This window comes from Mesorhizobium sp. Pch-S, assembly GCF_004136315.1.
Taxonomy (GTDB): Bacteria; Pseudomonadota; Alphaproteobacteria; order Rhizobiales; family Rhizobiaceae; genus Mesorhizobium.
The window spans coordinates 642,089-665,559 of the sequence record NZ_CP029562.1 but is presented as its reverse complement, the minus strand read 5'-3'; the positions used below and the strand labels follow the sequence as shown (position 1 = coordinate 665,559).

General features: G+C 61.0%; 21 protein-coding genes. 10 read left to right on the top strand and 11 right to left on the bottom strand.

Annotated features, from left to right (window positions below):
- Positions 1-224: 224 nt before the first annotated feature.
- The 5 genes from C1M53_RS03115 to ugpC all read left to right on the top strand — a co-directional run bounded on the left by C1M53_RS03115 (position 225) and on the right by ugpC (position 6,909).
- Positions 225-1,583 (top strand): ABC transporter substrate-binding protein, encoded by a 1,359-nt coding sequence (locus C1M53_RS03115; RefSeq protein ID WP_129410907.1) that lies wholly within the window; start codon positions 225-227, stop codon positions 1,581-1,583.
- A gap of 336 nt (positions 1,584-1,919) precedes the next feature.
- Positions 1,920-2,927: a sugar ABC transporter permease gene (locus tag C1M53_RS03110; RefSeq protein WP_129410906.1), complete on the top strand. Its 1,008-nt coding sequence runs from the start codon at positions 1,920-1,922 to the stop codon at positions 2,925-2,927.
- 1 nt (position 2,928) lies between these two features.
- On the top strand, positions 2,929-4,095 hold the full coding sequence (locus C1M53_RS03105; protein ID WP_129410905.1) for a carbohydrate ABC transporter permease: 1,167 nt from the start codon (positions 2,929-2,931) through the stop codon (positions 4,093-4,095).
- Complete coding sequence (locus C1M53_RS03100; RefSeq protein ID WP_245488426.1) at positions 4,095-5,768, top strand: alpha-glucosidase; 1,674 nt, start codon at positions 4,095-4,097, stop codon at positions 5,766-5,768. Before C1M53_RS03105 ends, C1M53_RS03100 begins: the two co-directional genes overlap by 1 nt.
- A 28-nt stretch (positions 5,769-5,796) precedes the next feature.
- Positions 5,797-6,909: a sn-glycerol-3-phosphate ABC transporter ATP-binding protein UgpC gene (ugpC, locus tag C1M53_RS03095; protein WP_129410904.1), complete on the top strand. Its 1,113-nt coding sequence runs from the start codon at positions 5,797-5,799 to the stop codon at positions 6,907-6,909.
- Between the two features lie 79 nt (positions 6,910-6,988).
- Here ugpC and C1M53_RS03090 read toward each other — a convergent pair whose 3' ends face one another.
- The 6 genes from C1M53_RS03090 to C1M53_RS03065 all read right to left on the bottom strand — a co-directional run bounded on the left by C1M53_RS03090 (position 6,989) and on the right by C1M53_RS03065 (position 9,906).
- Positions 6,989-7,639 carry a dihydrofolate reductase family protein gene (locus C1M53_RS03090; protein WP_129410903.1) on the bottom strand — a complete coding sequence of 217 codons (651 nt, stop codon included), beginning with the start codon at positions 7,637-7,639 and terminating at the stop codon, positions 6,989-6,991.
- 166 nt (positions 7,640-7,805) lie between these two features.
- Positions 7,806-8,054: a DUF680 domain-containing protein gene (locus C1M53_RS03085; RefSeq protein WP_129410902.1), complete on the bottom strand. Its 249-nt coding sequence runs from the start codon at positions 8,052-8,054 to the stop codon at positions 7,806-7,808.
- Between the two features lie 396 nt (positions 8,055-8,450).
- Entirely contained in the window at positions 8,451-8,654 is a 204-nt protein-coding gene (locus C1M53_RS03080) for a hypothetical protein (protein ID WP_129410901.1), read from the bottom strand.
- A 43-nt stretch (positions 8,655-8,697) separates the two neighbouring features.
- Complete coding sequence (locus tag C1M53_RS03075; protein ID WP_129410900.1) at positions 8,698-8,913, bottom strand: DUF680 domain-containing protein; 216 nt, start codon at positions 8,911-8,913, stop codon at positions 8,698-8,700.
- A gap of 45 nt (positions 8,914-8,958) precedes the next feature.
- Entirely contained in the window at positions 8,959-9,171 is a 213-nt protein-coding gene (locus tag C1M53_RS03070; RefSeq protein WP_129410899.1) for a DUF680 domain-containing protein, read from the bottom strand.
- 513 nt (positions 9,172-9,684) lie between these two features.
- Positions 9,685-9,906 carry a DUF680 domain-containing protein gene (locus C1M53_RS03065; RefSeq protein WP_129410898.1) on the bottom strand — a complete coding sequence of 74 codons (222 nt, stop codon included), beginning with the start codon at positions 9,904-9,906 and terminating at the stop codon, positions 9,685-9,687.
- Between the two features lie 479 nt (positions 9,907-10,385).
- On the opposite strand from C1M53_RS03065, the gene C1M53_RS03060 reads away from it, so the two are divergent.
- Complete coding sequence (locus C1M53_RS03060; RefSeq protein WP_129410897.1) at positions 10,386-11,834, top strand: aldehyde dehydrogenase family protein; 1,449 nt, start codon at positions 10,386-10,388, stop codon at positions 11,832-11,834.
- Between the two features lie 152 nt (positions 11,835-11,986).
- Here the strand turns inward: C1M53_RS03060 and C1M53_RS03055 are convergent, their stop codons facing one another.
- The 3 genes from C1M53_RS03055 to C1M53_RS03045 form a co-directional block, all read right to left on the bottom strand.
- Positions 11,987-12,697, bottom strand: coding sequence for an MBL fold metallo-hydrolase (locus C1M53_RS03055; protein ID WP_245488425.1), 711 nt, complete (start codon positions 12,695-12,697; stop codon positions 11,987-11,989).
- Positions 12,698-12,707: 10 nt separating this feature from the next.
- Positions 12,708-13,874 (bottom strand): diphosphate--fructose-6-phosphate 1-phosphotransferase, encoded by a 1,167-nt coding sequence (locus C1M53_RS03050; protein WP_129410896.1) that lies wholly within the window; start codon positions 13,872-13,874, stop codon positions 12,708-12,710.
- A gap of 229 nt (positions 13,875-14,103) precedes the next feature.
- Entirely contained in the window at positions 14,104-14,901 is a 798-nt protein-coding gene (locus C1M53_RS03045) for a L,D-transpeptidase (protein ID WP_129410895.1), read from the bottom strand.
- A gap of 460 nt (positions 14,902-15,361) precedes the next feature.
- Between C1M53_RS03045 and C1M53_RS03040 the strand changes: the two genes are divergently transcribed.
- Entirely contained in the window at positions 15,362-15,985 is a 624-nt protein-coding gene (locus C1M53_RS03040; RefSeq protein ID WP_129410894.1) for a LysE family translocator, read from the top strand.
- A 35-nt stretch (positions 15,986-16,020) separates the two neighbouring features.
- On the opposite strand, the gene C1M53_RS03035 is transcribed toward C1M53_RS03040, so the two are convergent.
- On the bottom strand, positions 16,021-18,804 hold the full coding sequence (locus C1M53_RS03035; protein WP_129410893.1) for an autotransporter outer membrane beta-barrel domain-containing protein: 2,784 nt from the start codon (positions 18,802-18,804) through the stop codon (positions 16,021-16,023).
- A 260-nt stretch (positions 18,805-19,064) separates the two neighbouring features.
- Between C1M53_RS03035 and C1M53_RS03030 the strand changes: the two genes are divergently transcribed.
- Positions 19,065-20,390 carry a tetratricopeptide repeat protein gene (locus C1M53_RS03030; protein WP_129410892.1) on the top strand — a complete coding sequence of 442 codons (1,326 nt, stop codon included), beginning with the start codon at positions 19,065-19,067 and terminating at the stop codon, positions 20,388-20,390.
- A 215-nt stretch (positions 20,391-20,605) separates the two neighbouring features.
- The gene (gene xylB / locus C1M53_RS03025) at positions 20,606-22,057 is read left to right on the top strand and encodes a xylulokinase (RefSeq protein ID WP_129410891.1); all 1,452 of its coding nucleotides are present in this window, start codon (positions 20,606-20,608) and stop codon (positions 22,055-22,057) included.
- Positions 22,058-22,232: 175 nt separating this feature from the next.
- Here the strand turns inward: xylB and C1M53_RS03020 are convergent, their stop codons facing one another.
- Positions 22,233-22,595, bottom strand: coding sequence for a nuclear transport factor 2 family protein (locus C1M53_RS03020; RefSeq protein WP_129415993.1), 363 nt, complete (start codon positions 22,593-22,595; stop codon positions 22,233-22,235).
- Positions 22,596-22,805: 210 nt separating this feature from the next.
- On the opposite strand from C1M53_RS03020, the gene C1M53_RS03015 reads away from it, so the two are divergent.
- On the top strand, positions 22,806-23,321 hold the full coding sequence (locus C1M53_RS03015) for an N-acetyltransferase (RefSeq protein ID WP_348630023.1): 516 nt from the start codon (positions 22,806-22,808) through the stop codon (positions 23,319-23,321).
- Positions 23,322-23,471: the final 150 nt, after the last annotated feature.

Sequence of the window (23,471 nt, the reverse complement as noted above, 5' to 3'; positions counted from 1 at the left end):
ACTATGCTGCATTGCGATTTTCACGGCATGTTTCAGTCATTTAAATCGATTAATTGTGGTCGCCCTTGACTCTTTTTGGTTTTGGTGGCGAAATACGTGAAGCCAAAGCGCTTTGAATGCCGGTTTCGGAAGGTTGCAGACATTTCCGGGCTCGGGCACAGTCGGGCGACGTCGGCGGCGGAATGGAGGTTCCGTCGGTATCCGATCCAGAGGGAGGATTGCAGATGAAGAAGCTTTTGTTGCTGGGCACGGCGTTTGCTGCGCTGGCCCTGGCCGTGCCTGCACAGGCCGCCGAGCTGAAGTTCAAGCCCGGCGAGGATTCCAAATTCAACTGGGCCAATTACGAGGACCTGAAGAAAGTCGATCTCAAGGGCGAGACGCTGACCGTCTTTGGCCCATGGCGCGGACCGGACGAGACGCAGTTCCAATCCGTCCTGGATTACTTCCGCGAGGCGACCGGGGCGACCATCAACTACTCCTCCTCGGAAAACTACGAACAGCAGATCGTCATCGACACGCAGGCCGGCAGCCCGCCGAACATCGCCATTCTTCCGCAGCCGGGCCTGATCCAGGATCTCGCTTCGAAGGGCATGCTGACGCCGCTGGATGATGCCACTGCCGCCTATGTGAAGGACAATTACGGCGCCGGCCAAAGCTGGGTCGATCTCGGTACCTACAAGGACAAGGACGGCAACGCGAAGTTCTTCGCCTATCCCTGGAAGCAGGACCTGAAATCGATGGTCTGGTACGTGCCGGAGAATTTCGAGGAAAGTGGCTACAAGGTCCCCGAGACCTGGGAGGACATGATGGCCCTCTCCGAAAAGATCATTGCCGACGGCGGTGTGCCATGGTGCATCGGCCTCGGCTCTGGCGGCGCCACCGGTTGGCCGGCGACCGACTGGGTCGAAGACATCATGTTGCGCACGGTCAAACCCGACGTCTACGTCAAATGGACCAAGAACGAGGTTCCGTTCACCGATCCGCAGGTGGTGAACGCGCTGAAGGTCTTCAACGACATCGTGCAGAACCCGAAAATGGTCGACGGTGGTACCGCCGCGGTTGCGGCGACCGACTTCCGCGATTCACCCAAGGGCCTCTTCAGCGTACCGCCGAAATGCTACATGCACCGCATGGCGTCGTTCATCCCGTCCTTCTTCCCGGAAGGCAAGAAACTCGGCGAGGATGCCGACTTCTTCTACCTGCCGCCGATGGCGTCGCATGCGGATCTCGGCAAGCCGGTGCTGGGCGCAGGAACTTTCGCGATGGTCACGAAGGACTCCAAGGCGGCGCGCGCCTTCATAGACTTCCTGAAGATGCCGCTGTCGCACGAGATCTGGATGGCGCAGTCCGGCTTCCTGTCGGCCCTGAAGACGACGAAGCCCGAAGCCTATGCCAACGATATCCTGCGGCGTGAAGGCGAGGTGCTGCTCAATGCGTCGACCTTCGGTTTCGACGGGTCGGACCTCATGCCCGGCAAGATCGGCGCCGGCGCTTTCTGGACCGGCATGATCGACATGGTCGGTGGCAAGGCGCCCGATGCCGTTGCGGCCGATATCCAGAAGAGCTGGGACGGCATCAAGTAGGAAATCCTGAGCGTGATCCCGGAAAGTTGCAGACTTTTCGGACAAGGAGGGCGGCATCCGCCGCCCTCATGCAGCAACAATGAGTGCGGCCTCCCAAGGCATGCCGGTCCGGGCACATAGGCCCCGGATCGGCCTGAGGAGACGAGGTCGGGAAGGGGAACCCGCAACGGTCCGGTAGCGTGTCGGCGCTGCATGGTCTTGCGCAGTGATAGAGCGTTTCCGCCTTTCGCGGAAACGCGGAGACTCTCTAACTTTTGTTTCTACGCAATTCCGGACGCAAAACCGCTGCGCACTTTTGCTGGAATTGCTCTAGATCCGCAGCAAGGGGAGGAACCCATGGCGGCTCAGATCTTTTCAGCCATTCTCGTCATTCTGATCGGCGTCGGCGGCTGTGTCGCCTATTTCTGGGGCGCCAACAAATTTGTCGATCTCATCTTTCCCTCGAGGGGTGTCAGCGGCCAGGCGGCGATCGACAATCTGCGCCGGCAGGGATTGATCCGGCCCTGGCTGTTCATCGGGCCGGCGCTGATCCTTCTGGTCGTCTATCTCATCTATCCGGTCATCAGCACCGTCATCACCTCGTTCCAGGACAAGTCGGGCCACGGCTTCGTCGGGCTCGCGAACTATCAATGGGCATTGGGCGACGGGCAGTTCCGCAACTCGATCTTCAACAACCTGTTGTGGCTGCTGGTCGTGCCTGCCGCCTGCACGTTCCTCGGCCTCGTCATTGCCGTGCTCACCGACAAGATCTGGTGGGGTACCATCGCCAAGTCGCTGATCTTCCTGCCGCTTGCCATCTCGTTTGTCGGTGCGAGCGTCATCTGGAAGTTCATCTACGAATATCGCGGCGAGGGGCAGGTGCAGATCGGCGCGCTCAATGCCGTCGTGCAGTGGCTCGGCGGTGACCCGCAGGTATGGATATCCATGCCGTTCTGGAACAACTTCTTCCTGATGGTCATCCTGATCTGGATCCAGACCGGTTTCGCGATGGTCATCCTGTCCTCGGCGTTGCGCGGCATTCCCGAGGAGACCATCGAGGCGGCCGTCATCGATGGCGCCAACCCCTTCCAGATTTTCTGGAAGATCATGATCCCGCAGATCTGGGGCACGATCATCGTGGTGTGGACGACCATCACCATCCTGGTGCTCAAGGTCTTCGACATCGTGCTGACCATGACCAACGGGCAATGGAACAGCCAGGTACTCGCCAATCTGATGTTCGACTGGATGTTCCGGGGCGGTGGTGATTTCGGCAAGGGCGCGACCATTGCGGTCATCATCATGATCGCCGTCCTGCCGATCATGATCTGGAACATCCGTCAGGCAAACCGGGAGGGCTTGTGAGATGGCGCAGGCAAGCGGCAAATCGGCAGGCAGGTCTTCCCTCGGCAAATGGGCGGTCCATATCGCGGCGCTGCTTTTCGTGGTGGTCTGGACGATCCCGACACTCGGCATCCTCGTCACGTCCCTGCGTGACAAGGATCAGATCGTCGGATCGGGCTGGTGGGCTTCCTTCTTTGCCTCGACGCAGGTCCAGCAGGTGCGTCTGGCCGGGCCTGACAAGCAGGTCGAGAAGGACGGCAAGTTCGTCATCGAAGGCAATGTCTTTGAAAATCCGAGCACGAGCCAGGTTTCGGCCTTCGGTGCCCGCGCCCAGGAGCCGACCAAGTTCCAGGTTGGAACAACGGCCGACCTCGGCGAGGGCGAAACGCTGCAAATCAATGCCGACGGCAGCTATATGCAGTCTTCCACGAAGAAATTCGAGGGATCGCGCGGTCAGCGCGTCTATTTCTCGTCGACTGTCCCGCCAAGGTTCACGACCGAGAATTACGGCAACGTGTTGACCTCCGAGGGCGTCGGCCGTTCCTTCCTGAACTCGCTGACGGTGACCATTCCCGCAACGATCATCCCGATCATGATTGCCGCCTTCGCCGCCTATGCCCTGGCCTGGATGCGGTTTCCGGGACGCGCGCTGCTGATTGCGGTCATCATCGGCCTGCTGGTCGTGCCGCTGCAGATGGCGCTGATCCCGCTGCTTGAAATGTACAACGGCGTCGGCAACCTGTTCGGCGTTCCCTCCAAGACCTATCTCGGTATCTGGCTGGCGCATACCGGCTTCGGCCTGCCTTTTGCCATCTATCTGCTCAGGAGCTACATCGCCGGCCTGCCGCGCGAGATCATGGAATCCGCCCGTATCGACGGCGCCAGCGATTTCGAGATCTTCATGAAGATCGTTCTGCCGCTGTCCTTCCCGGTGCTGGCTTCCTTCGCCATCTTCCAGTTTCTGTGGGTATGGAACGATCTTCTGGTGGCGATGGTCTTCCTGGGAACCGGCTCGAACGAACTGGTGCTGACGGGCAAGCTCAACGCGCTGCTGGGTTCGCGTGGCGGCGATTGGGACATCCTGACGACCTCCGCCTTCATCACGATCATTCTGCCGCTGATCGTGTTCTTCTCACTGCAGCGCTATTTCGTACGTGGCCTGCTGGCAGGTTCGGTCAAAGGAGGTTGATGGTGAAGCAAGCGGTGCAGCGCAAGGCCGAGGCGGCCATGCCGGCGGTCGATCGCGACTGGTGGCGCGGGGCGGTGATCTACCAGATCTATCCGCGCTCCTACCAGGACACGAACGGCGACGGCATCGGCGACCTCAAGGGCATCACCGCCCGGCTCGGCTACATCGCCTCACTGGGGGTGGATGCCATCTGGATATCGCCCTTCTTCAAATCGCCGATGAAAGATTTCGGCTACGACGTCAGCGATTATTGCGACGTCGATCCGATGTTCGGCTCGCTTGCGGATTTCGATGCGCTGGTGGCCGAGGCGCACGGTCTCGGCCTCAAGGTGATGATCGACGAAGTGCTGTCGCACACCGCCGACAGCCACCCCTGGTTTGTCGAAAGCCGGTCCAGCCGTAACAATCCGAAAGCGGACTGGTATGTCTGGGCCGACGCCAGGCCGGATGGCACGCCACCCAACAACTGGCTGTCGATCTTCGGTGGTTCAGCCTGGCAGTGGGATACCCGTCGCCAGCAATATTACATGCACAACTTCCTTGCCGAGCAGCCGGACCTGAACTTCCACAACCGCGAGGTTCAGGACGCGTTGCTCGACATCACCCGTTTCTGGCTGGAGCGTGGTGTCGACGGTTTCCGTCTCGACACGATCAATTTCTATTTCCACAGCGAAGGGCTGGAGAACAATCCGGCGCTGCCGCCGGAGGAGCGCAACGACCAGACCGCGCCGTCGGTGAATCCCTACAACTACCAGGACCACATCTACGACAAGAGCCGGCCGGAAAACCTGGCCTTCCTCGAGCGGTTCCGCGCCCTGCTGGATGAATATCCGGCGGCAGCGGCCGTCGGCGAAGTCGGAGATTCCCAGCGCGGGCTGGAGGTTGTTGCTGCCTACACCGCGGGCGGCAAGCGCGTGCACATGTGCTATTCCTTCGATTTCCTGGCGCCTGAAAAGATCAGTGCAGCCAAGGTGCGCGCCGTGCTCGAGGCTTTCGGCCGTGTCGCCAGCGACGGCTGGTCCTGCTGGGCTTTCTCCAACCACGATGTCGTGCGCCACGCCTCGCGCTGGGCTGCCAGCGAGGCTGACCCGGTTGCCTATCTCAAGGTCGTGTCGGCCTTGCTGCTGTCGCTGCGCGGCTCCGCCTGCATCTATCAGGGCGAAGAGCTTGGCCTCGGCGAAGCCAACCTGACCTTCGAAGACCTGCAGGATCCATACGGCATCCGTTTCTGGCCGGAATTCAAAGGCCGTGACGGCTGCCGCACGCCGATGGTGTGGGAAGCCGCATCACCCAATGGCGGTTTCTCTAGCGCCAAGCCGTGGCTGCCGGTGCCGGGCGAACATCTGTCTAAGGCGGTCAACGTCCAGGAAAGTGACAGCACTTCGCTGCTTCAGCATTACCGCCGCTTCCTTGCCTTCCGCCGCGCCCATCCGGCGCTGGCAAAAGGCGACATCGAGTTCGTGCAGGGGCAGGGAGATGTCGTCGTCTTCTCGCGCCAGGAAGGCAATGAACGCATCGTCTGCGCCTTCAATCTCGGCAACAGCATCACCGAAGTGGATTTCGGTGGCGGACGTTCCTTGCAACCGTTGCCGGGGCATGGTTTTTCTTCGCAGTCGGGGACCGGCAAGCTTCGCCTTGGCGGTTATGGAGCCTGGTTCGGGCGTCTCGCCTGAACCGAGAAAACAATACAGGGAGGAAACAATGGCCGATCTGACCCTCAGGCAGGTGAAGAAGTCCTACGGCAACATCCATATTCTTCACGGCATCGACCTCGACATCAAATCGGGCGAGTTCATCGTGTTCGTCGGCCCGTCCGGCTGCGGCAAGTCCACCTTGCTGCGCTCCATCGCCGGCCTTGAGGAAATCACCTCGGGCGATCTGAACATCGCCGGCGAGCGGGTCAACGACGTGCCGCCGTCGAAACGCGGCATCGCCATGGTCTTCCAGTCCTATGCGCTCTACCCGCACATGACGGTCTACGACAACATGGCTTTCGGCATGAAGATCGCCGGCGAGAAGAAGGAAGAGATCGACCGCCGCGTCAAGCAGGCCGCCGAGATCCTGCAGCTGACCAAATATCTCGACCGTCTCCCCAAGGCGATGTCGGGTGGTCAGCGCCAGCGTGTCGCCATCGGCCGGGCCATTGTTCGCAATCCCAAGGTGTTCCTGTTCGACGAGCCATTGTCGAACCTCGACGCGGCACTCCGCGTCGCTACCCGTATCGAGATCGCCAAGTTGAAGGAATCGATGCCCAACACCACCATGATCTACGTCACCCACGACCAGGTCGAAGCGATGACGCTGGCCGACCGCATCGTGGTGCTGAAGGACGGCCATATCGAGCAGGTCGGTACACCGATGGAGCTCTACAAGCGGCCGGGCAACCTGTTCGTCGCGCAGTTCATCGGTTCGCCGGCCATGAACATCCTGCCGGCGACGGTTGAGAAATCTGGTGCTTCCACCACGGTCAGCCATGTCGGCGGCCGCAAAGCCTCTGTGCCGATCGCAACGCCTGTCGGGGCGCAGGGTGCGGCAATCTCGTTCGGCGTGCGACCGGAAGATCTCTCGATCGCCACGGGTTCGGACTACCTCTTCGAAGGCAAGGTCGACTACATCGAACAGCTTGGCGAGGTGCAGCTGGTCTATGTCGATATCGGTCGTGGTGAACAGCCGCTCACCGCCAAGCTGCCGGGCAATGTCGAAGTCCAGCGTGGCAGCAGCCTGAAGCTCACGGCCAGCGCCGAAGACCTGCACATCTTCGACGCCGACGGTCGCTCGTTTGCACAGCATGAGGCGGCAGCCAAAGCCGCTTGAGGCTCCTCAACAGACCCACGCAACAGGAGGGCCGCGCGGCCCTCTTGTATTTTGAACGCCTGGCGGGCCGTGGCGGCTGTCAGTTGTCGTCTCTCACGAGAGTGAGGTGCGTCGCTTTTTTCGTGAGCACCCGATCGGTGATACGATAGCCAAGCGCTGCAAGATCGATGTCCGAGAACAGGTTCTCGCCGGAGCCCATCAGGAAGGGCGAGACGGCGAGATGCAGGTCGTCGACGAGCCGCGCCCTGAGATATTGCTTCAGCGTCTCGACGCCCCCGCCGACACGGACGTCCTTGCCCGCTGCTGCTTGCCTGGCCTGCGCCAGCGCGTCCTCGATGCCGCCTGTGATGAAATGAAAGGTCGTGCCGCCTTCCATGGTGATGGGTGTGCGAGCGTGATGGGTCAGCACGAAAACCGGGACGTGATAGGGCGGGTTGTCGCCCCACCAACCCTTCCAGCTCTCGTCCGGCCATGGACCGCGCACGGGCCCGAACATGTTGCGGCCCAAGATCCAGGCACCAAGATTGTCGAAGCTGCGCGTGGCGAATTCATTGTCGACGTCTTTCAATCCTTCTCCCTGGCCAACCATCTTCTGGAAGGTGTCGGTCTCGAAAAACCATTCATGCAGTTTTTCGCCGTTCTCGCCGAGCGGGTTTTCCAGGCTCTGGTTCGGTCCGGCGCCGTAACCATCCTGCGAAATCGAGAATGCTCGAACCACCAGCTTGGACATCACAGGCTCCTATAACTGATTGCGAATTGCAACTGGTTATAGAATAACTGCTTTTAAAATGCAACCGGTATATCCGCGCGCTTTATTTGCCGGGAATGGCCCTGTTCCACAAAACAGAAAGCGGCGGGCAAGCCCGCCGCTTTTCGCGTTTTGGATAAAACCACTGTTAGCGGTTGCCGAAATGGTCAACCCGATAATCAATGGCTGCCTGGCCGGCCTTGTCGGCAGAGCTGAGCTTGCCACCAGCCAGCCACTCTGCGGTGGCACTGTGCGTGGCGATCGAAGCGGTATGTCCCGCATCGACCGTCGTCTTGTACGGGTTTGAGCCGGCATAAGGATCAAAGTTGTCGCTGCCTGCGAAAGCGGCGCCCGAGGCAACCAGAAGCGCGGCGGCGGTAAGAGCAAGGGTTTTCATTTTCAAACTCCAACGTTCGGTTTTTTCCGTCCGTCAGCGGCGTGTTCTTGGGAGGTCATCGCGTCGTTCGGACAAGGGATAAATGAAAAAGGATGGCCAAAGGTTCCCATCACAAGAATGTTTATCGAAATGTGATGATTGCCTATTGAAGTTTTGCTTGGGTCTACGCCGCCGTGGATAAAAATCTTTGTTTTCAATGTTTGTGAGAGAGTGCCAAATATCATTTGATATTATCACGCTGTCGGTGCACGCCATTTCTTGAAGGAAGTGTCGTATGTCGATGAGCGACGGAGATCTTCACAGGAAGACTATTCCAGGACACCCTAAAAACAGAAAAAGCGGCGGGCAAGCCCACCGCTTTTTGAGGCTGGATGCCGGCTGGCGCCGGCGACCAGATTAGCTGTTGCCGCCGAGACGCGGAGCACCGTCGGTGATGGTCTTGACGGTTTCCTGCGAGGAAGCCGAACCATTCTGGATCGAAGCCGTAGAGGAGCTGTCGACGTTCGAATAGGTGAAGTTCGAGCCGTAGTGATCGCTGCCGGCGAAAGCGGAACCAGCGGCAACCAGAAGGGCGGCGGCGGTGAGAGCAATGGTCTTCATTTTCGTATCTCCAATTAGGAATGGTTTGATATGTTGGTTGTGATTAGCTGTTGCCGCCGAGGCGCGGAGCACCATCGGTGATCGGCTTCACAACGTTGTTGCCGAGGTCGTGCTTCGTGGCGTCGGACTTCACCGATGCGGTGTAGGAGCTGTCGACGTTCGAATAGGTGAAGTTCGAGCCGTAGTGGTCGCTACCGTTGGCAAAAGCGGAGCCGGCGGCAACGAGCAGCGCAGCAGCAGTGAGAGCGAGAGTTTTCATTTTCGTACTCCAAATCCTGGGGTGAGTTTGTCTATTGATCGATGATTAGCTGTTGCCGCCAAGGCGCGGCGCGCCATCCGTGATCGGCTTCACAACATTGCCGAGGTCGTGCTTGGCCGCGTCGGACTTGACCGAAGCGGTGTAGGAGCTGTCGACGTTCGAGTAGGTGAAGTTCGAGCCGTAGTGGTCGCTACCGTTGGCAAAAGCAGAACCGGCGGCAACGAGCAGGGCAGCAGCAGTAAGAGCAATGGTCTTCATTTTCGTACTCCAAATTTCTTTTTCCGTCCGTCAAGCGGCGTGGTCTTCTTGGGAGGCAATCTCGTCGTTCGGACCACACAGAAATGGGATTGGCCCTCAAAAGGTTCCAATCACGAGAATGTTTAGCAGCCATGCAAAAATGGCTCTTGAAGTTTGATTTTGGTGACACAGGGACTGCAAAAAGTTTTTAATTTTCAATTGGATAGGTTGCATATCGGGAACCGGTATCAAAAAACATACTGAACCATCGTTCAGTGAATCCCGAACGGATTGTCTCTATATTGTGAACGAATAAGCGGTTTTCGATGCGAAACGATTGACGTTAGGCGGATCAAAAATCATCGAGGCTGCGAGGCTGCGAGGCTGCGAGGCTGCGAGGCTGCGAGGCTGCGAGGCTGCTGTGCTGGAAGGCCGGGCCAGGAAGCTGAATGGAACTCAAACGAAAAAAGCGGCGGGCAAGCCCACCGCTTTGTTCGGTGCCGACCAACAGGCCGGCCACTGTATCAGCTACGATTAGCTGTTACCGCCGAGACGCGGAGCGCCATCGGTAATCGGCTTTGCTGCATTGTTGATGTCATGCGAGCCGCTCTTCACCGAAGCGGTGTAACCGCTGTCGACGGTCGAACCGAGAGCATGCGGGTTGGAACCGGCATAGGCATCAAAGTTGTCGCTGCCCGCGAAAGCCGAACCAGCGGCGACCAGGAGAGCAGCAGTAGCAAGAGCAATCTTTTTCATTTTCGTACTCCGAATTTCAATGTCTGTCCGTCATGCGGCGTGTTCTTGGGAGGAATTCGCGTCGTTCGGACAGGGCGTATCTGGGAAAGCCACGGCCAGGTTTCCAATCACGAAAAAGTGCCGCCTGGACCATGGAAATGGTCCTTGAAACAACCAGCGCGAACTCTAGCTTTGGAAATTATTGCAACGATTACAATGTGGTATGATCGGCGATCGTTGGCTGATATGCAAAAGGATACTAAGTCGACGTTCATGGCGTCGTGTACGCATCGTCAACTGATCTCATACCAAAATCGCTCGAAGAAGGCTTGAAAGCCTCCCTCTTTTTCATCTGCTGGCCTCACGCAGGCTCCGCGCTGAGGCTTGAGCCGCCCCTCGAGGCAAGGCTAGAACACTGCCGCAACACTAAAAACCATGTCGGTTTCACCGCCCGTGCTAACCGGGCCGGCTGTTAAAGCAGTCGTGAACAGGGAAACAGAATGCTGCGTAAGACGGATTTCTTCATCGACGGCAAGTGGGTCGCGCCGGTCGCGCCGAAGGAACTCGAAGTCATCAATCCAGCTGACGAGCAACCCTTTGCCGTCATTTCGCTGGGTTCCGCTGCCGATGTCGACAAGGCAGTCACCGCTGCCCGCCGCGCTTTCGATAGCTGGAGCCGCACCAGCCGGGAGGAACGTCTTGCCGCGCTGGAGCGCCTGCTTGCCTCTTACAACAAGCGTATGGACGACATGGCCAAGGCCATTTCGGACGAGATGGGCGCGCCGATCAAGCTGGCATTGGAAGCCCAGGCTGCCTGCGGTGCTGGTCATATCAAGGCGTTCATCCGCACGCTCAAGGATTTCCACTTCGAAACACCGCTCAGCGAGCGCAACAAGGAAGAACATATCGTCTATGAGCCGATCGGGGTCTGCGGCCTGATCACGCCATGGAACTGGCCGATGAACCAGGTGACGTTGAAGGTCGTTCCGGCCCTCGCCGCCGGCTGCACCGTGGTGCTGAAGCCGTCCGAGATCGCACCGGTCTCGTCCATCGTTTTCGCCGAAATGATGGAAGATGCCGGTTTCCCTGCCGGTGTGTTCAACATGGTCAACGGTGACGGCCCGACCGTCGGCGAGGCGCTGTCGCGTCATCCCGGCATCGACATGATGTCCTTCACCGGTTCGACCCGCGCCGGCATTGCCGTGGCCAAGTCCTCCGCCGACGGCATCAAGCGTGTCGCCCTGGAACTCGGTGGCAAATCGCCCAACATCGTCTTTGCCGACAGCGATCTGCCGGATGCGATCGCGCGCGGTCTGGCGCATTGTTTCGAAAACACCGGCCAATCCTGCAACGCGCCGACCCGCATGCTGGTCGAGCGGCCCGTCTATGACCGGGCCGTTGGCCTCGCTGCCGACTATGCCGCCACTGTCAAGGTCGGCAACCCTGCCGAGGACGGCGACCACATCGGTCCGCTCTCTTCCGAGGTTCAGTTCAACAAGGTACAGAGCCTGATCGAGGCGGGCATCAAGGAAGGTGCGCGCGTCGTCGCCGGCGGCCTTGGCCGTCCCGAGGGCTTCAACCGCGGCTACTACGTGCGTCCAACCGTCTTTGCCGATGTCAACAATGACATGACCATCGCACGCGAAGAGATCTTCGGGCCTGTGTTGGCGATGATCCCTTTCGATACGGAAGAAGATGCCATCGCCATTGCCAACGATACGCCTTACGGGCTGTCTGGCTATGTGCAGACGCAGGACAAGGTCAAAGCGCAGCGCGTGGCGCGCCGGATCCGCGCCGGTATGGTCCAGATCAATGGCGCTGATCGGCCTTATGGCAGCCCCTTCGGTGGCTACAAGGCCTCGGGCCTCGGCCGCGAAGGCGGCAAGTGGGGCCTCGAGGACTTCCTTGAAGTCAAGGCGATCTCCGGCTGGGACGAGCAGGTCGGCTGAGCCGACCGGGTTGGCTGAGCCAACCGGGTCGATTGAACCGACCGGGTCGGCCGCGCCTGACTGCTGAAAAGAGGGCGTCGCTCAGAGCGGCGCCTTTTTCTTTGTCACTGCGCTTCACGCTGGCGTGTGACGAGAAATCGCTTCAGTCACGATCAGCGGATACCCAGGTAAGTGCGCGCAATCTCCTGCATCCGGCTGCGATCGAAGCTCGGGCCATGGCCGCCATGGCCCGCGCTGATCGGCAGTTCGAGCAGCCGCTGCATGGTGTGGCGATAGATGGCTGGGTCGGAATCCGGCAGGTCGTCGAGCAAAGTGTCGTCATAGATGGCGTCGCCGCTGAAGAAGAGTCCGTCGCGCTCGTCGAAAAGCGCGATCGAATCCGGCGAATGGCCAGGCAGGTGCAGCACGGCAAAGCGCCGATCGCCCAGGTCGACGACGTCGCCTTCACCGAGAACGCGCGTCAGCGGCGCCGGTTCTATGTGATAGGCCTCGCGGCTCCAGCCCGGATAGGGCAGGCGTGACACCGCACCTTCAAGTTGGCGGAATTCGTGCGCGTAAGTGGCGGCATCGCTCATGCGGGCGAATTCGGCCGCACTCTTTTGCGGCCCTGCGCGCTGTGCGAATTCGTGCAACGAGCCGACGTGGTCGAGATGGATATGGGTTGCGACCACCAGCAGCGGCTTGCCTGCGGACCTGTCGATCTCCGGTGCCAATGGGCAGATGCCCATGCCTGTGTCGACCAGAAGGTCGACGTCTCGTCCTTTCAGATGCCAGATGTTGGCGCTCATATAAGGATGCACGAAGGGTTCGGTGATCAGCGTCAGCGCTGGATCGAGCGCCTTCCTGTCGAACCAGCCTGTCACGCCGGCACCCTTATACGAACGGTTTGCCGACCTGGTATTTGGCTGGAACCAGCCGGTGCAGATAGGCTAGACCCGCCTCCGAAAGGCTATTGGCGTCCTGCAGCATGAAGTCGTCGGGCATATGCCTGGTCTTGGCGGCGACGCTGCTCAGCGGCACTTTCCTGAATACGGTTTTGCTGCCGTCATATTGCAATGCCACCGAACCGCCGCCCTCGGCAGCCACACCGACGGCGAAGGCGCCGGCATCGAAGGCTTCCTGCGCGTCGACCGGGCTGATTGCCCCGATGTAGCCGCGTGGCATGTAACCGAGCGCGTCGACGCGGGCGCGCTTGCCGGGCAGCTTCTCGGCCAGCGCCTGTTCGAAAGCGCGGTTGAGGTCGCTGCCGGAAAGCTTGACGTTGCCATGAGCATCCCGCTCGACCTTGTCGGAGCCGACGATGGTCTCGACCAGCGAACGGCCATCGGCAGTCGAGACGCCTTCCGAGACGGCGACGATGCAACGTTTGTGCCTGTCCATCGTCGCTTTCACATCCTCGATGAAACGGTCCACCGAGAAGGCCCGTTCAGGTACGTAGACAAGATGCGGGCCACTGTCTCCGTCGATCCGCCAGGCGGCGGAGGCGGCAGTGAGGAAGCCGGCGTGGCGGCCCATGACGATGCCGACATAGATGCCGGGCAGGGCACGGAAATCGAGATCGACCGACAGGAAAGCGCCGGCGACGAATTCCGCCGCCGAGATGAAGCCCGGCGTATGGTCGTTCTCGACAAGATCGTTGTCGATGGTTTTCGGCGCGTGCACGAAGGCGATCTTGCCGCCCGCCGCATCGGTGAGGATCTGCTGCGTGCCGGACGTGTCGTTACCGCCGATATAGATGAAGGCGTCGGCTCCAGCCTTCTGCAGGCCTTGCAGCACCAGTTCGCAGTAAGCTGCATCCGGCTTGTCGCGGGTCGAGCCCAGCGCTGCTGAAGGTGTGCGGCCGATCAGCCTGAGCTGATCCTCACGCATGTCGGTCAGGTCGACATAGTCGCCGTCGCGCACGCCACGCACGCCATGGCGTGCGCCGAGGACACGCGCGCCAGGATGTTTCTTGCGGACTTCGAGGACCGCGCCGACCACCGTCTGGTTGATAACCGCGGTAGGACCGCCACCCTGAGCGATGACGAAAGTTCCGGCCATTGTTCGATCCTCCCGAGACGTCTGAACCAGAACTTTCGCCTGTATTCCGGCCTGACGCAACGGGGGAATTCAATCGATTAGTGGGGAGGCAGTCGGGAGTGGGCAGTCGGCAGTGGGGAATGGTATCTGGCAATTGGGCGAGATGGCTCGCCAGCTGGATAGCGCTTGCAATCGATGCGAAGGTGAGAGCCTTCGACTGCCGACTGCCGACTGCCGACTGCCGACTGCCCTAAGCCACAACAATCGGCACCTTGTTCGGCGATGCCTTGACCCGGTTGTACAGGTCGATGACGTCCTGGTTGATCATGCGCACGCAGCCGGATGAAGCCTGTGTGCCGATGGTCCACCATTCAGGCGAGCCGTGCACGCGGTAGCCCGTGTCCTGGCCATCCTTGTAGATATAGTGCGCACGCGCTCCGAGCGGGTTGTCGAGACCGCCCGGCTGGCCACTTGCCCATTTCACCAGTTCCGGCTTGCGCGCGATCATTTCCCGAGGCGGCGTCCAGGTCGGCCATTCCTTGGTGTACTGGATCACCGCGCGGCCACTCCATTCGAAGCCGGCTTTGCCGATACCGACGCCGTAGCGGATCGCTTCGCCGCCTTCCTGCACCCAGTAGAGATGGCGTTCATTGAGCCTGACGACGATCGTGCCGGGCGCTTCGCCGGTCGGGTCGACGACGATCTGGCGGCGGAATTCCGCCTTGACCTTCTGGAAGGGAATGGCCGGGATGACGAAGCCGTTGTCGGTCAGCGAGGCATACATCGCGCTGTTGTCGGTGATGTTCCTGTCGACGCTGATCGGCGGGATCGGACGGATCGAACCGGTCGACATGTCATCGAGCGGCGGCATGCCGTTCGACGGGGTGATCGGCCCGAGCGAAGGGAGGTCGAGGGTCTGCGAGCAGCCGGAGGCGCCAAGCAGGGTCATGATGCCGAGGCCGGAAAGCACCGAGCGGCGGGAAAGGATTGTATCGGACTGCGGGAAGTCGACGCTGGACGAAGGCGTCAGGTCTTGCGGCTTACGCATGCACACTCTACCCCATACGAACGGCCGGGATCACATGCCCGCCGGATGCGTCGCATTTTCACGATTCATGGTTTAAAAAGCGTGAAACCCTTGCGAGACCTGCTTTTCCAGTCTCCACGTCGACTTCGCAGCGCCCGCGCCGCCGCAGTTCCGGCGGCTTCCGCACCAAAACTCCTTGCTTCCGTCACAATGCCGGCGCGGCTTGTGCCTATCCGTTCCTCCGATCCTTGAGCACCGATTTTGAACCTGGAACGGGCCTTCGCATGGCGAACCGCGACGACCGATATGGCACTGCCTTCATTGGCCACGATGGCCATCGCGTGCGTTGCCGCGGCAGGTGCGCGATGCGCGTCGAGCGACGCGACCTGACGCCTGTCTGCGCCGCCAGACCGTGCTGCAAAAACCGCTTTACATCCGCCTGAAGGCAGGGATTTATCCTGTTCTTTAACAGGAGAGACCCATGTCCTTCGAAAGCTGGGCAGCCTTTGCTGCCGCATCTTCCATCCTTCTCATCATCCCGGGCCCGACGATTCTGCTCGTCGTTTCCTATGCGCTAGGGCAGGGCTGGCGCACGGCGCTGCCGATGGCGGTTGGCGTGGCGCTCGGCGATTTCACCGCCATGACGCTGTCGATGCTTGGCATCGGCGCGTTGCTGGCAGCTTCGGCCACCGTCTTCACGGTGCTCAAGGTGATCGGCGCCGCCTATCTCGTCTATCTCGGCATCAAGCTGTTTCGTGCCGGTCGCACGCTGGAGGCGACACCGCGCCACGATGCCGTGTCGGCGGCGAAGATGATGGCGCATGCCTGGCTGGTCACGGCACTCAACCCGAAGAGCATCACCTTCTTCGTTGCCTTCCTGCCGCAGTTCATCGACCGGCACGGCAATTTCTGGACGCAGATGGCGATCTTCGAAGCAACCTTCCTGACGCTCGCTTTTGCCAATGCCTTCGGTTACGCACTGGTCGCCTCCCGGGCACGCAACGTGGTGCGCAACCCGAAGGCGATCCGCATCTTCAATCGTACCGGCGGTACGCTGCTGGTTGGCGCCGGCATCGCCACTGTGGCGATACGATCCGGTAACTGAAGGCGGCGGCGGGGCTTGCTCAGCCCCGCCTGTCTTTACCATTTCACGCTGAGGCCGAGATTGCCTTCCCAGACCCGGCGCTTTTCGCCGCCGAGGTTGGTGGTGTAGTCGGCCGTCGCAAAGATGCTCAGCGTTTGCGAAAGCTTGGCGACCACGCCGCCCCCAACTTCCAGCGATGTGCCGCCGCGCTCGACATCGATCGGGTCGCCACCGAAATTGACGCGGTCGGTTGCGTCGAAGTCGTGCCAGAGATTGGCTTTCAGGTAGGGTTGCAGCACGGCGGCGCCCAGCGGCATTGCACCTTGCAGGCGCAGGCCGAGGCGGCCGCTGACGCTGTCGTCATTGTCGAAGGAGACAGTCGAGAACCGGTCTCTCTGCCCGTCGAGTGACAGATGCTGCCAGATCAACTGGGCCTGCGGTTCCAGCGTCCATTCCGACGAAAGCTGGATCGGATAGCCGCCCTCGAGTGATAGCGTGACACCGGTGCCGTCGACATCGATGCCGACGGCACGATTGGATGTCGCCTTGCCGTCGAGCCAGGTACCCATGACGACACCGTCCAGATACCAGCCACCCGGTCCGATATGTGTCCAGTAGGCGCCAAGGCTCGTTGCATTGAGGTCGAGGTCGCCGACGCTGAGATTGTTCCAGCCCAGAGCCTGGCCGCGGATATCGCCGTCCATGCGGGTGTGGCCGATGAACAGGCCCGCGCGGTTCTCATGCCCTGCGGTTCCTTCCCAGCCGATCAGGTCGGTGCCCACCTGGAAGCCGAACAGGTGGCCGTCAAACGTTGGTGCGACGGTGCCGCCCCATTTCACCTCGGCGTCCTGGCCAAACACGCGGCCCCAGCTTCCGGGCACCACGCCGACGCCACCGAGCAGCACCTGTTCGCCGCGCCGTTCGTGGAAGGTGCCGAGATTGGCACTCATCAGATAGTAGCCGGCTGGCGGCAGCACCGCATAGGTAGGCACTTCGACGCGATAGAGCGGTACGGCGGTGCCGGTGACACGCGTGGCGCCGGGTGACGGTGGTGCGACGCTCCCATCCGTGGGTGGTGTTGTCGTCGGCACATCCGGCGGTGGCGGAGGTGGATCCGGCGGCGCTACGGCTGGCGGTGGCGGTGGTGCCACCGGCTGTTGATCGGTCGGGTTCACCGGCGGTGCCGGATCGACCGGATCGGGATCGGTCGGTGTGGCCTCCGGTGGCACAGGAGGCGGTGGTGTGACAGGTGGCGGTGCCGGCGGCTCCACCTCCGGCGGTATTGGCGGCGGCGGCGGCGGTGTCGGCTCCAGAGGATCCGGCCCCGGAGCCGGGTTGGAGGTGATCAGCGTCGAGCGCAGATACCAGTTCTCGTTGCTGCCGGCACTGACCCCACCCCTGAAGAGATAGTATTCGTAGGCGCCAGCCGCGACCGGGCCATTGAGTGCGAAGGCGTTCGCCGTGGTGGATCCGCCATTGACGGCCTGCACCACCATGATGCCGTCCACTGTCGTGGCCGCGCCCGCGCCGCCGACATTGACAACGGTGATGCTGGTTCCACCGCTTGCCGAGCCGCCGGAAATGACCAGCTTGTCGGACGCCGAGGAATCGTCGCCGAGAGCCGTCTGCAACAGCAGAAGACCGTCATTGCCGGTGTAGTTGCCGGCAATGGTGAAGGTGTCTGTCAGGCTGTTGCCGCCATTGGTGAGATCTATGCGCCCGGCATTGACGACATTGGCAAGTTGTCCCGCCGTGAACGCCGATACCCCGCCATTGCTACCGCCGCCATAGAGCGTGCTGGTTGCGTCGACGTTGAGCGTGCCGGTTCCTGTGCCGGTGTCGCCGAGAGCCAGCGTTCCGCCGAATTTCAGTTCCGTATCGTTGGTGGCGTTGACGGTTTCCCAGTTCTGCAACCGGGAGACATTGGCAAAGTCGACATTGGAAAGAGTGATGGCATCGGTGCCGAGTCCGCCGTTGACCGCTTTCGTGGCGCCGAGATTGCCGTTGTTGAGATTGCTCAGCGTGGCAGTGTCGTTGTCGCCGCCGAGGTCGATCGTGCCATAGATGATGCCGCCATTGCTCCAGGTGAACGTGTCTTCTCCGAAGGAGAGCAGGATGTCGCCGCCGATCGAGCCGCCTGTCACCGTCACGCTGTCGTTGCCGCCGCTGACGCTGATGTTGCCGCCGATCGTTCCGCCGGAAATGATGACCGTGTCCTGGTCGAAGCCCGTGACGAGGTTGCGGTCGATGATGCCGCCCGACATGTTGAAGTAGTTCTTGTCGAGTTTCATGTTGACGCGGCCGATGCGGCCGCCGCTCATGAAGGCTTGATCGCCGTCGTCGAAGAAGTCGACGATACGGCCGCCCGACATGAAGAAAGTATCGATCTGGTTGCCCTGATTGAGTGAGCCGATCTGGCCGCCGCTCATCTGGAAATTGTCGATGCCGGCGCCCTGCTGCACGTTACCGTTCACCGTGCCGGCGCCGATGACGAAGTTGTCGTCGCTATCGCCCTGATCCACCGTACCGGTGATGGTGCCGGATTGCATCTCGATGCGGTCGACGCCGGCGCCATAAGTCACGTCGCCGGTGATCTGTCCGGTGCCGCCAGCCGGAAAGACCAGCGTGTTGTTGCCGCCGGTGTCGACAAGGTTGCCGACCACCGTGCCGCTGTCGCAGATGACGGTGTCGTCGCCGGGCGAGGTCGAAAGCACACAGGCGGCCGAAGCGGGGGACAACGGCAGCAAGCCGAGAAGGAGAGAGGTGGAGGCCAGCAATCCGAGCTTGCCGCGCACGGATAACCTGACCCGGTTCGGCCGGGTCGAGTGGTGTTGCCGCATGGATATCGTCCCTCTCAATTGCCTGTTTTTGCTGGTCTAAGAACCTTTCGTCTCGACAACCCCGTTTAATGTCCCCGCACCGCCGATCAGGCTGGCTGCCACAAAGAAGCCATGATTTGCCCCGTGCTTCCAAACACGGTTTGTTGCCATGGTTTATGATTTGCGAATATTCGGAAATACGGGCTTTTGAGCAAGACCGCGCTTTCCTTGAAACATTTCCGTAAATCATATTGCTTGTCAGTGGACAGGACTGAACGCCGATGACGATCACCGACACATCCGGCCTCGCTTTGACAGGCGCTTCGGCGACTGCCCGTGAGCACTATCTGCGCGGCCTCTCGGAACTGCAGCGTTTCGTTGGCGATCCCGTCGGCTCGGTTGATCTGGCCATCGCCGAGGCGCCCGGCTTTGTCATGGCGCATGTGCTGAAGGGCTACCTGTTCGGTCTGGCGACGGAACGCGAGGCGATGGGTGTCGCACGTTCTTGCCACGAAGCCGCGTTGCCGCTTGCCGCGACGGCGCGTGAGCAGGGCCACGTCATGGCCCTCGGTCATCTGGCTGCGGGACGCTGGCACGAAGCGTCGCGCGTGCTGGAGGACATCACGATCGACTTTCCCCTCGATGCACTGGCCCTGCAGGCCGGACACCAGATCGACTTCTTCACCGGCAATGCCCGCATGTTGCGTGATCGTATCGGCCGCGCCCTGCCAGCCTGGGACAAGGCGATGCCTGGGTGCCACTCCATTCTCGGCATGCAGGCCTTCGGGCTTGAAGAAACCGGTGACTACAAACGGGCCGAGCAGTTTGGCCGTGCCGCTATCGAGCTCGAGCCTCGTGACGGCTGGGCGCAGCACGCGGTTGCCCATGTCATGGAGATGCAAAGTCGCCAGCGCGATGGCATTGCCTGGATGCACGCAAACAAGGACGGCTGGACGCGGGAGAGCTTCCTGCAGGTGCACAACTGGTGGCATCTGGCACTGTTCCACTACGATCTCGGCGAGACCGATGAGGTGCTTTCGCTGTTCGACGGACCGATCTATGGCAAGCGCTCGACATTGTCGCTCAACATGGTCGATGCCTCGGCGATCCTCTGGCGCCTTCATCTGGGCGGGTTCGATGTCGGCAGCCGCTGGGCGGAACTGGCCGCCAACTGGGCGCCGAAGGCAGCTGCAGGCAACTACGCCTTCAACGATGCCCACGCCATGATGGCCTTCGTCGGCGCGGGGCTGGAGGCACCGGCGGGAACGCTGCTCGAAACGCAGCGTGAAGCGATGCAGGCGGGTGACGACAATGCTGCTTTCACCCGCGATGTCGGCCATCCGGTGACACTGGCGGTGAAAGCCTTCGGCGAAGGCAATTATGCCGAGACTGTGCGGCTGCTGAGACCTATACGTGCTGTTGCGCACAGTTTCGGCGGCAGCCATGCACAACGCGATGTCATCGATCTGACCTTGATCGAGGCAGCGCTGCGCGACGGCAATACACCATTGGCAAGAGCACTGACGGCGGAACGGGCGCTGGCCCGGCCTGAAAGCCCCTTGTCGACCCTGTTCATGCAGCGCGCCGCCACCCTGGACGCGAATTGACCTGATCGGGCCCTTAAAGTAGAACTGGCGAGTATATTTTTCGATACTCGAAAAATATAAGAAGGTGCGATCGAACGACACTAGAGTGTTTCCGTTTTTCACGGAAATGCGGAAACGCTCTAAGTTTTTGTTTTCTCAGCATTTTTGTAGCGCCAGTGATCCCGCTTGGCTACAAAATGCTCCAGGTCGCGAGTCGACCAGACGGGGAGGAAGGCATGTATCTCGGGCTCGATCTGGGCACGTCCGGCATCAAGGCACTGCTGATTGACGACGGTCAGGCCATAATCGGCTCGGGTCACGGCTCACTCGACGTATCGCGTCCGCATCACGGCTGGTCGGAACAGGATCCAGCCGAATGGGTGCGCGCCTGCCGCGAGGCGATCGCCGAACTGAGGGCGGTGCACGCCAAGGAATTCGCAGCGATCAAGGGCATCGGCCTGTCCGGCCAGATGCATGGCGCTACCTTGCTCGATACCGCCGATGCCGTGCTGCGGCCCTGCATCCTGTGGAATGATACGCGCAGCTTTACCGAAGCCGCGAAACTCGACGTCGATCCACGCTTCCGCAAGCTCACCGGCAATATCGTTTTTCCGGGTTTCACCGCGCCCAAACTCGCCTGGGTGAAGGCAAATGAACCCTCAATCTTTGCGAAGGTCGCAAAGGTCCTTTTGCCGAAGGATTATCTGAGGTTCTGGCTGACCGGCGAGCATATGTCCGAAATGTCGGATTCGGCTGGCACCTCCTGGCTCGATGTCGAAAAGCGGCGCTGGTCGCCAGATCTTTTGGCCGCGACGGAACTCGATGAAAAGCACATGCCGGCCCTGGTCGAAGGTACCGAACGGGCAGGTGGTCTGCGCGCTGAGCTTGCCTCCGAATGGGGTGTGAACGCCGGCATTCCGGTTGCCGGTGGCGCCGGTGACAACGCTGCCTCGGCGTGCGGCATGGGCACGGTCGGGGAAGGCCATGCCTTTGTTTCGCTGGGCACTTCGGGCGTCCTGTTTGCCGCCAACGCGTCCTATCTGCCCAATCCGCAGAGCGCGGTGCACACTTTCTGCCATGCCTTGCCGGCGACCTGGCACCAGATGGGCGTCATCTTGTCGGCGACGGATTCGCTCAACTGGCTCTCGAACATCACGGGCAAGAGTGCCGGCGAGCTGACCGGTGAACTCGGCGATGCGCTCAAGACGCCGGGCGGCGTCACCTTCCTGCCTTACCTGTCGGGCGAGCGGACGCCGCACAACGACGCCGCCATTCGTGGTGCCTTTGTCGGGCTAGAGCATGAATCGCATCGGGCTGCGCTGACCCAGGCTGTGCTGGAAGGGGTCGCCTTTGCCTTCCGCGACAGCCTCGAAGCCCTGCGTTCGGCTGGAACGACGCTGCAACGCGTAACAGCGATCGGCGGCGGCTCGCGCTCGCGTTATTGGCTGAAGGCGATCGCCACCGCGCTCGGCATTCCCGTGGACGTGCCTGCCGATGGCGACTTCGGCGCCGCCTTTGGCGCGGCGCGGCTAGGCCTCATCGCAGCAAGCGGTGCAGATCCGCTCGCGGTCTGTACGGCCCCCGCCGTCGCGGCGACCATCGAGCCGGAGCAGGCCCTGGCTGTTGCCTTCGAGGATGCTTACAAGCGCTATCGCGCGCTTTATCCGGCCATCCGCGGGACGATGTAGACGCCAAACCCTCCCCAAAGGGGAGTGCGGTGGCTGCGCATTTCCCAACGGTCATCTTGAATGACCGTTGGAGCGCGCGACCGCGCGCCGCGCCCGTTGGCGCGAAGCCAAGTGGCCCGGATGGGCCACGCCGGCGATTGAGGCGTCCTGGATATGGCCACATCCAGGACCGGTATTAACTTGCAGGCACCTTGTCGAGAAAGCCGGTGATGTTTTTCAGCCGGTCGTTCTCAATCAGGCCGATATCGGTGCCTTCGATCACCGACTCCGTGCCTTCGGGGCCGAGATTCCATGAGAAGCGAATGAACTCGCCGAAACCGTCAGGCGTACCGCGCAGCGAGAAGCGGAAGCCAGGGAAGCGCTGTTGCACGCCCTCGATCAACTGCGTCATGCCGTCGTGGCCGTCACCCTGCATGATCGGGTCGCGATAGCTGACGTCCCGGGTGAAGGCGGCGTCGAGCAGGCCGATGCGGCGTGTTGCGTCAGCTTCGTTCCAGGCGGCGAAGTAGTTGCGGGCAATGGCGGTGAGGTCGGTCATGGTCGGGTCCTTCGTTTCGGTTTTGACGCTGACCTTGTCGCCCGACCGCGGAACGGAACCAATTACGCGGCAGGTAATGGGCGCGATGTTCTTCGTTGGCCCGGGCAGTGCTGGTCCAGCACAGGGGAGAGAGAAGGCGCTTGCGAAAAACGCTGTTCCGGGCGAGATCGCGGCCATGGACAACGGCGTCCGCGCGGCCGGCAGGAGTATATGGAAATGGCAACGGGTGACGCTTCGCACAGAGAGGGTGTAAAAGCTCCTGAGGTTGTCGTCCGGCCCGCGACCGAGGCGGATTTCCCGGCTATGAAGCGCATCCTGAGCGAAACCTTCGCAAGCACCTGGCAGCCTGAAATCACGGCCGAGGCTGCGCGGCGGTATCTCGAGACAGATGTCGGTGGTCGCTTCGTCGAGGAGCAGGGCCTCGATTTCCTTGTTGCCACGGTTGACGGTGATGTCGCAGGGCTCGTCAGCTGGCAGGACGATTTCATCGACGCCCTCCATGTCGGCACGCGCCATCAGCGTCTCGGTATCGGTCGCGCGTTAATGATTGAGACTGAAAAAGCCATACGGGATGCCGGTCATGGCCAAGTGCGGCTGGAAACGGACAGCTTCAATCAGCAAAGCCAGGGCTTCTACAAGGCGCTTGGCTACAAGGAGACAGGCCGTTATCCCGACCTGGAGTGGGAGAGCGATTTGACGACGGTGGCGTTCGAAAAGAAATTCTAGAATCGCTTAGTCGAATAAGCGCTGGTGAAACGAAATCACCGCATCCGCACAAATTCGTGACTCAATTTTCTACGTTCGCCTTTCAATCGCCTTGAGCTTGCCTTCAAGAAGCCGTCACAGGTTTCCTATATACAGGCCTCGCCAACACGA

Coding starts and splice junctions, on each gene's coding strand:
- C1M53_RS03115 (WP_129410907.1), top strand. CDS start 225: ATGAAGAAGCTTTTGTTGCTGGGCACGGCGTTTGCTGCGCTGGCCCTG.
- C1M53_RS03110 (WP_129410906.1), top strand. CDS start 1,920: ATGGCGGCTCAGATCTTTTCAGCCATTCTCGTCATTCTGATCGGCGTC.
- C1M53_RS03105 (WP_129410905.1), top strand. CDS start 2,929: ATGGCGCAGGCAAGCGGCAAATCGGCAGGCAGGTCTTCCCTCGGCAAA.
- C1M53_RS03100 (WP_245488426.1), top strand. CDS start 4,095: ATGGTGAAGCAAGCGGTGCAGCGCAAGGCCGAGGCGGCCATGCCGGCG.
- ugpC (WP_129410904.1), top strand. CDS start 5,797: ATGGCCGATCTGACCCTCAGGCAGGTGAAGAAGTCCTACGGCAACATC.
- C1M53_RS03090 (WP_129410903.1), bottom strand. CDS start 7,639: ATGTCCAAGCTGGTGGTTCGAGCATTCTCGATTTCGCAGGATGGTTAC.
- C1M53_RS03085 (WP_129410902.1), bottom strand. CDS start 8,054: ATGAAAACCCTTGCTCTTACCGCCGCCGCGCTTCTGGTTGCCTCGGGC.
- C1M53_RS03080 (WP_129410901.1), bottom strand. CDS start 8,654: ATGAAGACCATTGCTCTCACCGCCGCCGCCCTTCTGGTTGCCGCTGGT.
- C1M53_RS03075 (WP_129410900.1), bottom strand. CDS start 8,913: ATGAAAACTCTCGCTCTCACTGCTGCTGCGCTGCTCGTTGCCGCCGGC.
- C1M53_RS03070 (WP_129410899.1), bottom strand. CDS start 9,171: ATGAAGACCATTGCTCTTACTGCTGCTGCCCTGCTCGTTGCCGCCGGT.
- C1M53_RS03065 (WP_129410898.1), bottom strand. CDS start 9,906: ATGAAAAAGATTGCTCTTGCTACTGCTGCTCTCCTGGTCGCCGCTGGT.
- C1M53_RS03060 (WP_129410897.1), top strand. CDS start 10,386: ATGCTGCGTAAGACGGATTTCTTCATCGACGGCAAGTGGGTCGCGCCG.
- C1M53_RS03050 (WP_129410896.1), bottom strand. CDS start 13,874: ATGGCCGGAACTTTCGTCATCGCTCAGGGTGGCGGTCCTACCGCGGTT.
- C1M53_RS03045 (WP_129410895.1), bottom strand. CDS start 14,901: ATGCGTAAGCCGCAAGACCTGACGCCTTCGTCCAGCGTCGACTTCCCG.
- C1M53_RS03040 (WP_129410894.1), top strand. CDS start 15,362: ATGTCCTTCGAAAGCTGGGCAGCCTTTGCTGCCGCATCTTCCATCCTT.
- C1M53_RS03035 (WP_129410893.1), bottom strand. CDS start 18,804: ATGCGGCAACACCACTCGACCCGGCCGAACCGGGTCAGGTTATCCGTG.
- C1M53_RS03030 (WP_129410892.1), top strand. CDS start 19,065: ATGACGATCACCGACACATCCGGCCTCGCTTTGACAGGCGCTTCGGCG.
- xylB (WP_129410891.1), top strand. CDS start 20,606: ATGTATCTCGGGCTCGATCTGGGCACGTCCGGCATCAAGGCACTGCTG.
- C1M53_RS03020 (WP_129415993.1), bottom strand. CDS start 22,595: ATGACCGACCTCACCGCCATTGCCCGCAACTACTTCGCCGCCTGGAAC.
- C1M53_RS03015 (WP_348630023.1), top strand. CDS start 22,806: ATGGAAATGGCAACGGGTGACGCTTCGCACAGAGAGGGTGTAAAAGCT.